The sequence below is a fragment of the Rhizobium sp. WSM1274 genome, from assembly GCF_025200775.1.
Taxonomy (GTDB): Bacteria; Pseudomonadota; Alphaproteobacteria; order Rhizobiales; family Rhizobiaceae; genus Rhizobium; species Rhizobium leguminosarum_I.
The window spans coordinates 4722496-4734090 of the sequence record NZ_CP104138.1 but is presented as its reverse complement, the minus strand read 5'-3'; the positions used below and the strand labels follow the sequence as shown (position 1 = coordinate 4734090).

Sequence of the window (11595 nt, the reverse complement as noted above, 5' to 3'; positions counted from 1 at the left end):
GCCTTCAGCCTCCGGGAATGTTTTTCCTGTCTGCCTGCCGTCCAGTCTCATGCCGCTCAATCCGCCAGCCTTCCCTTGCCGGCCCTGCCGGCTTGTCGTGATTCGCTCGTGCCATTTGGAGCCGAGGGCCCCTGCATTGCAAGCCCGCTCATTTTGCCGAGGTCGACCACCAAGCTTCCGGGAAACCCAGACCATAGGCGGGAAACTCGGCCGGCCGGGTGATCGTGTTCCAATAGGCAAGGCGAGATGTCCTGGAGTAAAACAATGGCACGACATAGTGATTGGCCAGCAAGACGCGATCCATGGCCTTGATCGACGCGACCTGCTCGTCCCGGTTCGGCGCGAAAATGATCATGCGGATTAAGGCATCGACGGCCGGATCAGCGATGCCGGCATAGTTGCGCGAGCCAGGCTGCTTTGCCGCCTCGGAACCCCAGTAGTCGGCCTGCTCGTTGCCGGGATTCATCGTCTCGCCCCAGATGCCCCAGATCATGTCGTAATCGAAGCTTCTGACGCGGTTCGTATATTGCGAGGCATCGACGGTGCGCAGACGGGCATCAATCCCGATCTTCTTGAGGTTGTTCGCATAGGGAAGGACCGAGCGCTCGAAGGACGGGTTGGACAAGAGGATTTCGAAGCTCATCGGCTGGCCGGTCTTCGCGTTGACCATGCGATTGCCCTTGAGCTCCCAGCCCGCCTCTTTGAAAAGAGCGATGGCCTTGCGCAGATTGTCGCGGATCTTCTGCGGATCACCGGCAACGGGATTGGTGTATGGCGTTGTGAACACCTCCGGCGGAACCTTGTCCTTCAGACCTTGCAGTATTTCCAGCTCCCGTCCCTGCGGCAGGCCGGATGAGGCGAGTTCGGTGTTCCAGAAATAGCTGTCGATCCGCTCGAAGGCATTGAAGGCGAGGTTGCGGTTGAGGTCCTCGAAGTCGAATGCATAGTTCAATGCCTCGCGCACCTTGATGTCTTTGAAGAGGTCGCGCCGCATATTGGGTACAAAAGCCTGCATGATGCCCGTTGCGCGTAGCGCGTTCGGCGGCTCCTCGCGCTTGACACGGCCATCCTTCACCGCAGGAAAGTCGTAAGCTGTCGCCCACCGGCTTGCCTGGTTTTCCTGGCGATAGTCCACATTGGCGGCACGGAAGGCCTCGAATTCGACATCCCGATCGCCGAAATAGGTGTAGATGATGTTGCGGAAATTGTTCTGGCCGACATTCACATTGAGATCCTTGCCCCAATAGTCATCGCGCAATTCGAAACGAGTGCGCGCGCCGGGAGAGAAATCGGCGATCTTGTAGGGACCCGAGCCCATGACGGGCTCCAGCGTCGTCTTGGAAATGTCTCGCGGCTTGCCATCCGGTCCCGGCGCCTCCCACCAATGCTTCGGCACAATCGTCAATTGGCCGAGAATATTCGGAAGCTCGCGGTTGTTCTTCTCGTCAAAAGTGAAGGTGACGTCGCGATCGCCGGTCTTTTCGGCTTTCACCACATGGCTGTAATAATTGAAGTTGAGCGGATTGAGCTCCTTGGATTTGTCGAAGCTGAAGACCACGTCATCAGGCGTCACGGGCTGGCCGTCCGCCCATTTCGCCTCCTTGCGCAGGCGGAAGGTCGCGCTGGAGACATCAGGGGGAAAGGAGAGCCCTTCGGCAAGCAGACCATAAGAAGCGAGAACCTCGTCATCGGCAGGTTTCATGAGAGTGTCGTAGACCAGCGCCACGCCTGTCGCCACTTCGCCCTTTTCCAGCAGCGGATTGAACGTATCGAAGGTGCCTGTTGTCGAAAGGCGCAGGTCGCCGCCCTTTGGGGCGTTGGTATTGACGTAGTCGAAATGGGTGAAGCCTGGCTGGTATTTCAGTTCATTAATGACCGAACTTCCGATGCGGAATTCCTGGTCCTCAGCCTTGGACGAGAGGGGAACGAGAGCACCCGCAAGCGATAAAAACAAACCGATCTTCGACCACAGAACCGCCATTCACGCTTTCCCCTGATTATTGGTGGGTTCGACAATACGAAAAATACGGGCGAAAAACAGGAGAGAGTTTGGTTTTTGCCGGGCGCGCCAAATTTTGACCCATCGGGTCCGTGTCAAGGCGCCGCCTCTTCGAGCCGCCTTCGCAACATGCGGCGCAACTCTGTTACAAGGCGCGGGTCGCCGGCGCTGTCGGGATCATAGGCGGCGGCAACGACGATGCGCAGAAGCTCCAATATGAGGGCCGCAAGCAGATCGACATCGGGCTCCACCGAAGGGTTGGCCTTTTTCAGCAAGGCGACGATGCTTGCCCGCATTTCGGCGCGCGAGCGTGCCTTGCGTTCCTTGGGAATGTCGCGTCTGGCCGCCAGAACAGGAAATTCCGGGAAATCCTCGATGTAGCGTCCGAGCCGCGTGAAGACCGCATCGCCGATCTCGGCTGCAGTCCTTCCCGCGGATTCGTCCTCGAGCGCGGCCAATGCCGCATTGAAATGCTGCAGCCGGTCGATATGCAGCGCCTCGGCAAGAAGCAGCTTCGTCGGGAAGAACTGATAGAGCGAGCCGATAGAAGAGTTGGCGGCGGCGGCGATCTCGGTCATCGTCGCGGCATCGTAGCCCTTTTCGAGGAAGACCTTTGCCGCGGCTTCGAGCAGGACGGCTACGCGCTCATGGCCGCGCTGGCGCTTCGGGACACGGGTCTGCGGCTCGGGGCTTGATTTTTGTGAGGTATCCCTCATATTACTCATTGTGAGGATATCCTCATATTTTATGGAGCCCTTTCATGCCGCTTTACGATCCCAAAACCACCGCGCTCATTTCCATCGATCTGCAAGGCCTCGTCCTTGGCCGGGCGCTGGCGCCCCATTCCGGCCAGCAGGTGGTCGAAAATACCGCCGCCATCGCCACCAGCCTGAAGGCGGCCGGCGGAACGATCATCCTCGTCACCGTCGGATTCTCCCCGGACTATGCCGATGCTGTCAACCAACCGGCCGATGAGACGCTGCACTTTCCGGAAGGCGGCCTGCCGGCCGCTGCCCTTGCCGTGCCGCCGGAGATTGCGGCCCTTACCGCCGATGTCCATATCGTCAAGCATCACTGGAGCGCCTTCTACGGCACCGAGATGGATCTGCAGCTGCGCCGCCGCGGTATCAGGACGGTGATTCTTGCCGGCGTCGCCACCAATTTCGGCGTCGAATCGACCATACGCGATGCCTTCGCGCATAACTATGCCGTCATCGCCGCCGAGGATGCGATGACCAGCTTTGCGCCTGAAATGCATGATTTTTCCTGCCGGTATATCCTGCCGCGGCTGGCGCGCATCCGGAAAACCGCGGAGGTCGTCACCAATAGCTGAGCCGCTGCGGCGATCCGTCACCGCCTTCTTCTCCCACCGCCAGTCAAATCATCGATTCACCAAAATCGCTTTTCACGATAGGTTCGATCGCAAATCACTTCGGCAGCGCTTCAAGGGAACAGTATGGCTTTCGGCTTCACTCAGGCTTTCAGGACATTCGGCAAACTGACGCTTGCCGGCGCAATCGGCGCGAGCCTTGCCGCCGGTGACGTCGGCGCGGAGCAGAAGACGCCGAGTCCGGGCAGTGCCAAGGGGCAGTTCGGCGCCGTCAGCCTGCCGACGCAGGGACCGGCGCAGCCGATCGGCTTTTACGCGAAGGGCTGCATGACGGGTGCGGTGGCGCTGCCGACCGACGGGCCGACCTGGGAGGCGATGCGGCTGTCGCGCAATCGCCGCTGGGGCAATCCGGCCACGATCGCGCTATTGGAACGATTTTCACAGGACGCCGCCAGACATGCCGGCTGGCCGGGCATTCTCGTCGGCGACATCGCCCAGCCGCGCGGCGGACCGATGCCCAGCGGTCATGCCTCCCACCAGATCGGCCTCGATGCGGACATCTGGTTCACGCCGATGCCCGCGCGCCGGATGACGGCCGAGGAGCGCGAGGATCTTCCCTTCACCTCGATGCTGGAGAAGAACAAGTTTCTGACGATCGATCCCAAGGTCTGGACGGAATCGCACGCGCGGCTGTTGATGCTGGCCGCGAGCTATCCCCAAGTGGAGCGGATTTTCGTCAATCCGGCGATCAAGAAGAAGATGTGCGACACCTGGACGGGCGACCGCACCAATCTCGGCAAGCTCCGGCCGGAATACGGCCACGACTCGCATTTCCACATGCGCATCAAGTGCCCGCCCGGTGCTGCGGGATGTACACCGCAGGCCCCCGTCGCTGCCGGCGACGGCTGCGACAAGTCGCTCGCCTGGTGGTTCACGCCGGCGCCCTGGGCACCGCCGAAACCGCCGAAGCCCGGCGCCAAGCCGCCGAAGCCGCCGCGCGAGATGATGGTCTCCAACCTGCCGAAAGCTTGCGCCGCCGTGCTTGATGCTGCTTCCGTGGCCTCGATGCAGGCCGCCACCTATGGCGGAGCTTCCGCCGCAAGCGTGCTGGCCGCCGCTCCGGCCGCAGCGCCCGCCACCGACGCCGATGGCGCTTTACCCGATGTCGGCCCGGTTCCGAACGACAAGCCGGCGATACAATGATCCAGGTTCTGGGATCCCGCCCTGAGACCAAACCCGCGGACGGAGACCCGGGGTGCGCTGCCTTTCAAATCGCAAACTCTTGGTATAAAGCGGTCAAATCGATTGAATTGTTCGGGCGGAGGGGTTGATGGCCGGCGGCAAATGCCTTGCATTGATTGCGCATGACCAGAAGAAGGACGACATGGCGGATTTCGCCCGCGCCAACAGGGACATTCTCTCCCGTTGGAAGATCGTCGCCACCGGCACCACTGGCGGCCGCGTGCTCGACGCCGCCCCCGACCTCCACGTCACCAGGTTGAAAAGCGGACCGCTCGGCGGCGACCAGCAGATCGGCGCGCTGATTTCGACCGGCGAGGTCGGCGCCCTGATTTTCTTCGTCGACCCTTTGACGCCGATGCCGCACGATGTCGACGTGAAGGCATTGATGCGGCTGGCGATCGTTTACGATATTCCGATGGCGCTCAATCACGCGACCGCTATAAAACTTCTTCCGACACTTAAAGCCTGATCAGCACGGAACCGGCCATGCCAAAACCGAACAACAGCACCGCTCCGCTGCCTTTCCCGATCCTGATCGGCGATATCGGCGGCACAAATGCCCGCTTCTCCATCCTCACCGATGCCTATGCCGAGCCGAAACAGTTCCCGAACGTGCGCACGGCGGATTTCGCCACGATCGACGAAGCGATCCAGCACGGCGTTCTCGACAAGACCGCCGTGCGGCCGCGCTCGGCGATCCTCGCCGTCGCCGGCCCGATCAACGACGACGAGATCCCGCTGACCAATTGCGACTGGGTGGTGCGGCCAAAGACGATGATCGAGGGCCTCGGCATGGAGGATGTGCTCGTCGTCAACGATTTCGAGGCGCAGGCGCTGGCAATCGCCGCGCTTTCGGATGAAAACCGCGAACGCATCGGCGACGCCACCGGCGACATGATCGCCTCCCGCGTCGTGCTCGGACCGGGCACCGGCCTCGGCGTCGGCGGGCTCGTGCATGCCCAGCACAGCTGGATCCCGGTTCCCGGCGAAGGCGGCCATGTCGATCTCGGGCCGCGCAGCAAGCGCGACTATGAAATCTTCCCGCATATCGAGACGATCGAAGGCCGCGTTTCGGCCGAGCAGATCCTCTGCGGGCGCGGCCTCGTCAATCTCTACCATGCCATCTGCATTGTCGACGGCATCCAGCCGACGATGAAGGATCCCGCCGACATCACTTCGCACGCGCTTGCCGGCAGCGACAAGGCAGCCATAGAGACCATCTCGCTGTTTGCCACCTATCTCGGCCGCGTGGCGGGCGACATGGCGATGGTGTTCATGGCGCGCGGCGGCGTCTATCTCTCCGGCGGCATCTCGCAGAAGATCATCCCGGCGCTGAAGAAGCCGGAATTCCGGATTGCCTTCGAGGACAAGGCGCCGCATACGGCGCTGCTTCGCACCATCCCGACCTATGTGGTGACACATCCGCTGGCAGCGCTTGCCGGGCTTTCCTCCTATGCGCGCATGCCGGCGAATTTCGGCGTCTCGACAGAAGGCCGCCGCTGGCGGCGTTAAGCCTGGCGCGCAAAGAAATACAGCGTTCTTGGCGCGTCCTGGCGGACGCGCGGCGCTCTAGCCAAACCAGTCCCAACTCTTTATAGACCCCGGCAAAAGTGCGCGTCGTCATCGCGGGGCGCTTGGTCCGAGACAGGAAACCCTATTTGGAAGCGGCGGAAAGCAGAACGCAGGGCGTCAGCAGCGATACCGTAACCGGCATCCTGAAGCGCATCATCGCTGAAAACGGCCGCGATCATCTGTGGGGCTATGTCTTTGCGATCGCCTGCCTCATCGTGGTGGCGGTTTCGACGGCGTTCACCGCCTGGATCATGCGGGCGATCATCGACGAGGCCTTCGCCAATCGCCGCGCCGACGTCGTCTGGATCATCTGTCTTTCGATCTTCATCGCCTTCGTGCTGCGCGGCTTTGCGAGCTACGGTCAGGCGGTGGCGCTTTCCAAGGTCGGCAACGATATCGTCGCCCGCTACCAGCGCCGGCTCTATGCGCATCTGATGACGCTTTCAGTCGGCTTCTTCAGCGAGGCGCGCTCTGCCCATATCGCTGCGCAGGTGAGCCAAAACGTCAGCGGCATTCGCGACGTGCTCAACCTGACGATCACCTCGACAGTGCGCGACCTGCTGACCTTCGTTTCGCTGCTCGCCGTGATGATCCTCCAGGATCCGCTGCTCAGCCTTGCGGTGTTCATCATGGCGCCGCCGCTGCTTTATGCACTGCGTTATGTTTCCAAGCGGCTGCGCTCGGCGACCCGCGAGGCCGTGCATCTGAACAGCCACGTTCTCGGCGCCATGCAGGAGACGATCCAGGGCATCGCCATCGTGAAAGCCTTCACGATGGAAGAAGAGCTGGAGCGCAAGGTCAACAAGCTCATCAAAGGCGCCGAAAGCCGGGCGAACCGGATTGCCCGGCTTTCCGAGCGCACCTCTCCTCTGACGGAAAGTTTCGCGGGCTTTGCCGTCGCCAGCGTGCTTGCCTATGCCGCCTACCGCTCGATCTACTTCAATGTGCCACCCGGCGCCTTCTTCTCCTTCGTCACGGCGCTGCTGCTTGCCTATGACCCGGCCCGCCGGCTTGCCCGCCTGCAGGTGCAGATGGAGCGCGCCGTCGTCAATGCGCGGATGATCTATGAATTGCTCGACATGGAACCGCGCCAGCGCGACCTGCCGGATGCCCGGCCGCTGACGGTGACGCAGGCAAGAATCGAATTCCGCAATGTGTCCTTCGCTTACGGCAATGAGAGCGTGCTCAGCGGCGTCAGTTTCACCGCCGAGGGCGGTGCGACCACAGCACTTGTCGGGCCCTCCGGCGCCGGCAAATCCACCGTCATCAGCCTCATTCCGCGCTTCTACGATCCGCGCGAGGGCGAAATTCTGATCGACGGGCAGGATATCGCCCACATCACCAAGAAGTCGCTGCGCCAGCAGCTCGCCTATGTCTCGCAGCAGCCCTATCTGTTCGAGGGCACGATCCGCGACAATATCCGCTATGGCCGGCCGGAAGCGACCGATGCCGAGGTGGAAGAGGCGGCGCGGCTTGCCTATGCGCATGATTTCATCTCAGCACAGCCGCAAGGTTACGAGACGCCGGTCGGCGAAAACGGCGTGACGCTTTCCGGCGGCCAGCGCCAGCGGCTATCGATCGCGCGCGCCCTGGTGCGCAATGCGCCGATCCTGCTTCTCGACGAGGCGACCTCGGCCCTCGACACCGAATCCGAAGCCGCCGTGCAGAAGGCGCTCGACGAAGCGATGAGCGGACGCACCGTCGTCGTCATCGCCCATCGGCTGTCGACCGTGGTGCGCGCCGACAAGATCGTCGTCATGCAGCAGGGCCGTGTCGTCGAGGAAGGCAATCACGAGACGCTTGCGAAGGTCAGCGACGGTCTTTACGCTCGCCTCAACAACCTGCAGAGGCCTTCGGCCTCCGATTCAAACTGACCTGGTGAGACTGATATGAGCGATGCTGCGATGAAACTGGTGGTGGTTGGCGCAGCCGGACGCATGGGTCAGACGCTGATCCGGCTCATCCATTCCATCGAAGGTGTCACGCTGCATGCCGCGGTCGAGCGTGCCGGCTCGCCCTTCGTCGGCAAGGATGCCGGCGAGATCGCCGGTCTCGGCCCGACAGGGGTCATCATCGGCGACGATCCGCTCAACGCTTTTCTCGACGCCGAAGGCGTGCTCGACTTTACCTCGCCTGCTGCAACAGTGGAATTCGCAGGCCTCGCCGCGCAGGCCCGCATCGTCCATGTCATCGGCACGACGGGCTGTTCGGACGACGACAATGCGAGGACCGCCGCCGCCGCCCGCCATGCCCGCATCGTCAAGTCGGGCAATATGAGCCTCGGGGTCAATCTGCTCAGCGTGCTCGCAGAGCAGGCAGCACGTGCGCTCGATCCTGATGATTGGGACATCGAGATCCTGGAAATGCACCACAAGCACAAGGTAGATGCGCCGTCCGGCACCGCCCTTCTTTTCGGCGAGGCTGCGGCAAAGGGGCGCGGCATCGATCTTGCCGCGAAATCGGTCCGGGTGCGCGACGGCCATACCGGCGCCCGCGAAGCGGGCACGATCGGCTTTGCGACGCTGCGCGGCGGCTCGGTCATCGGCGAGCATTCCGTGCTTTTCGCCGGCGAAGGTGAAATCGTCACCCTGTCGCACAGTGCGGCCGACCGCTCGATCTTTGCGCGCGGCGCCATCAAGGCGGCGCTCTGGGCGCGCGACAAGAAGCCGGGTCTCTATTCCATGCTCGACGTGCTCGGGCTTTCTTCCTCATAACGATACTACGGAGGCATATTCATGAGCGGTACCCTCGTCCTCGTTCGCCACGGCCAGAGTGACTGGAACCTGAAGAATCTCTTCACCGGCTGGAAGGATCCCGATCTGACCGAGCTCGGCATCCAGGAAGCCAATGCCGGCGGGGCGGCGCTCGCCGAATACGGCATCAAATTCGACGTCGCCTACACCTCCGTGCTGGTGCGCGCGCAGCACACGCTGAAGCTCATCCTCGACAAGGTCGGCCAGCCCGATCTCCTGACGATCCGCGACCAGGCGCTGAACGAGCGCGATTACGGCGATCTCTCCGGCCTCAACAAGGATGATGCGCGCGCCAAATGGGGCGAGGAACAGGTGCATATCTGGCGCCGCTCCTATGACGTGCCGCCGCCCGGCGGTGAAAGCCTGCGCGACACCGGCGCCCGCGTCTGGCCCTACTACCTCACCGAAATTCTGCCGCGCGTGCTCAGAGGCGAGAAGGTGCTGGTTGCCGCGCACGGCAATTCGCTGCGCTCGCTGGTGATGGTGCTCGACAAGCTCACCCGCGAAGGCGTGCTCGCCCTCAACCTCGCGACCGGCGTGCCGATGGTCTACAAGCTGAAGGCGGATTCCACCGTCGCTTCCAAGGAAGTGCTCGGCGACATGTCGGGCGCGCATTAATCTTGGCTGATCTTTCCCCCTTAGACCATTTCCGTTTTTCTACGAATCACGGAGATGCTCTATCTCTTTGTTTTCACGCAATTCCGGACGCAAAACCGCTACGCACTTTTGCTGGAATTGCTCTAGGCGGGGAAAGGCGCTCAATTCTCGATGGTGAACTGTACCCGGTCGGCTGCGAAACGGCTGATCGAATATTGCACCGGCACACCCTCAAGATCGGTATTCATCGCCTTGGCGATCAGCAGGATGGCGCCGGGGGTGAGTTCGAGGTCGGCCATGTCGGCCGCACTCGCATGGGCGGCCGTCACTTCGGTCGTCGCCCGGACATAATCCGGCAGGCCGAGTTCGGCGAAAGCCTTGGTAATCGATTCTCCCGTCCGGTAGGCCTCACCGATACCGGCAAAGCGCTTGGCGGGAAACCAGCTCGTCGCCCTTGAAACCGGCCGCTTGTCCGCCTGACGCAATGTTTCCAGGCGGATCACCTCTTCTCCCGGCTTCAGGCCCAGCCAGCGGGCAATCTCGGCACTCGCTTCTTCCTTTGCCTCATCGAGCAGAAGGCCGCGCATCTCTCGGGCTTGATCGGCGATGCCGGCGGTAAAACGGGTACGCCGCGTGATCGGGAAGTTCAGTCGCTCCTTACGCTCGATCAGCGTGCCGCGACCCTGTACCGCACGGACGATACCCTCCTGCGCCAATGCCGCCAGCGCGCTACGCACCGTATGTCGGTTGACGCCGAATTGCAGCGCCAGCATGGTTTCCGGCGGCACCATGCCCGTTTCGTCATAGGCTCCCGTGCTGATCGCCTCGCGAATCCGATCGGCGATCTGGCGCCAGAGCGCCACGCCGGTTTGCCTTTGCACCTGCTTCAATCCCGCCATTCCACCCCTGCTCGTCCATTTAACTCTCGATGTCACACGCTTGTCACGACATCGATTTAGAGCTAAGTATAGCTTGTATGGTTGTCTATATCAATAGATATTTAGAGGGAAGCGGCGATGATATCAGCGGACAGGACAGACGCTGCGTCACAGACGGCATCCGGGCGCAAACGCGCCGCCGATCTGCTGGCGCGCGCGGAGCGCAGCGAACTCCAGGCGGTCTTCGATGCGCTGCCGGAAAAGCCTGTGGCCCATCCGGTGCGCGGACCGGAAACCGGGCTGGTGATGGTGCGCGGACGCATCGGCGGCGGCGGCGCTCCTTTCAACCTGGGAGAAGTGACTGTGACGCGAGCGACCGTCCGGCTTGGCTCCGGCTCGGTCGGCCATGCGCAGGCGCTCGGCACCGACCGCGAGAAGGCCAGGCTTGCGGCGATCTTCGATGCGCTCTGGCAGGAGGAGGCGACGAAGGACTTCGTCGAACAGGCCCTGCTTTTGCCGATCACTGAGCGGATCGCCGATGCCGAACGCCGCAAGGCGGACGAGACGGCGGCAACCCGCGTCGATTTCTTCACCATGGTGCGGGGAGACAACTGATGGGCCTGAAGACAGAAGCTTTGACCGGCGGCTTTGCCGAGCCGGTCTTCCATGCCCAAAGCGTCTTTAAGATGCTGATGGACGGCATGGCCCGCCCCGGCACGATCCAGACCGCTCAGCCGGATGTCGCGCCGCCGGCACCGCTCGGCATTGCCGCCGGCACGATCGCGCTGACGCTTTGCGACCACGACACATCAGTCTGGCTTTCCCAGGGACTGGCGAGATCCGCCGTGCCGGAGTGGCTCGGCTTCCATACCGGCGCGCCGCTGACGACCGAAAAGGCCGAGGCGCGCTTTGCCTTCACCGAGGGCGGCACCGCGCTTTCCTCCTTCGGCCTCTTTGCATCAGGCACGCAAGAATATCCCGACCGCTCGACGACCCTCATCATCGAGCTCGCCAATCTCGAGGGTGGCCGCAGGCTGGCGCTGATGGGTCCCGGCATCCAGAGCGTGACGGAGATCGCGCCGATCGGCCTGCCGGAGACCTTCCTGCGGCTCTGGACCGAGAACCGCGCGCTCTTTCCGCGCGGCGTCGACATCGTGCTGACGGCGGGCAAGCGTTTCCTCTGCCTGCCGCGCACCACCAAGATCACAGCAACGGAGATCTGAG

General features: G+C 62.4%; 12 protein-coding genes. 9 read left to right on the top strand and 3 right to left on the bottom strand.

Features of this window, described 5'->3' with window-relative positions; all coding sequences use genetic code 11:
* Positions 1-148 precede the first annotated feature (148 nt).
* Positions 149-1981 (bottom strand): extracellular solute-binding protein, encoded by a 1833-nt coding sequence (locus N2600_RS23270; RefSeq protein WP_260297517.1) that lies wholly within the window; start codon positions 1979-1981, stop codon positions 149-151.
* A 113-nt stretch (positions 1982-2094) separates the two neighbouring features.
* Positions 2095-2724, bottom strand: coding sequence for a TetR/AcrR family transcriptional regulator (locus N2600_RS23265; RefSeq protein ID WP_260297516.1), 630 nt, complete (start codon positions 2722-2724; stop codon positions 2095-2097).
* 35 nt (positions 2725-2759) lie between these two features.
* Between N2600_RS23265 and N2600_RS23260 the strand changes: the two genes are divergently transcribed.
* From N2600_RS23260 to N2600_RS23230, 7 genes are all read left to right on the top strand, one after another.
* Positions 2760-3332, top strand: coding sequence for an isochorismatase family protein (locus N2600_RS23260; RefSeq protein ID WP_260297515.1), 573 nt, complete (start codon positions 2760-2762; stop codon positions 3330-3332).
* Positions 3333-3455: 123 nt separating this feature from the next.
* Positions 3456-4532 carry a penicillin-insensitive murein endopeptidase gene (gene mepA / locus N2600_RS23255; RefSeq protein WP_260297514.1) on the top strand — a complete coding sequence of 359 codons (1077 nt, stop codon included), beginning with the start codon at positions 3456-3458 and terminating at the stop codon, positions 4530-4532.
* Between the two features lie 127 nt (positions 4533-4659).
* Positions 4660-5040, top strand: a complete 381-nt coding sequence (locus N2600_RS23250) for a methylglyoxal synthase (protein ID WP_260297513.1) — start codon at positions 4660-4662, stop codon at positions 5038-5040.
* 17 nt (positions 5041-5057) lie between these two features.
* Positions 5058-6083: a glucokinase gene (locus N2600_RS23245; protein WP_260297512.1), complete on the top strand. Its 1026-nt coding sequence runs from the start codon at positions 5058-5060 to the stop codon at positions 6081-6083.
* Between the two features lie 146 nt (positions 6084-6229).
* Entirely contained in the window at positions 6230-8017 is a 1788-nt protein-coding gene (locus N2600_RS23240) for an ABC transporter ATP-binding protein (protein ID WP_260297511.1), read from the top strand.
* A gap of 15 nt (positions 8018-8032) precedes the next feature.
* On the top strand, positions 8033-8857 hold the full coding sequence (dapB, locus tag N2600_RS23235; RefSeq protein ID WP_260297510.1) for a 4-hydroxy-tetrahydrodipicolinate reductase: 825 nt from the start codon (positions 8033-8035) through the stop codon (positions 8855-8857).
* Between the two features lie 21 nt (positions 8858-8878).
* Complete coding sequence (locus N2600_RS23230; RefSeq protein WP_017966507.1) at positions 8879-9514, top strand: 2,3-bisphosphoglycerate-dependent phosphoglycerate mutase; 636 nt, start codon at positions 8879-8881, stop codon at positions 9512-9514.
* A 140-nt stretch (positions 9515-9654) separates the two neighbouring features.
* Here the strand turns inward: N2600_RS23230 and phnF are convergent, their stop codons facing one another.
* On the bottom strand, positions 9655-10392 hold the full coding sequence (phnF, locus tag N2600_RS23225) for a phosphonate metabolism transcriptional regulator PhnF (RefSeq protein WP_260297509.1): 738 nt from the start codon (positions 10390-10392) through the stop codon (positions 9655-9657).
* A gap of 117 nt (positions 10393-10509) precedes the next feature.
* Here phnF and phnG point away from each other — a divergent pair, with 117 nt between their 5' ends.
* Complete coding sequence (phnG, locus tag N2600_RS23220) at positions 10510-10986, top strand: phosphonate C-P lyase system protein PhnG (RefSeq protein ID WP_017966505.1); 477 nt, start codon at positions 10510-10512, stop codon at positions 10984-10986.
* Positions 10986-11594, top strand: a complete 609-nt coding sequence (phnH, locus tag N2600_RS23215; RefSeq protein WP_260297508.1) for a phosphonate C-P lyase system protein PhnH — start codon at positions 10986-10988, stop codon at positions 11592-11594. The genes phnG and phnH overlap by 1 nt, the downstream gene beginning before the upstream one ends.
* Position 11595: the final 1 nt, after the last annotated feature.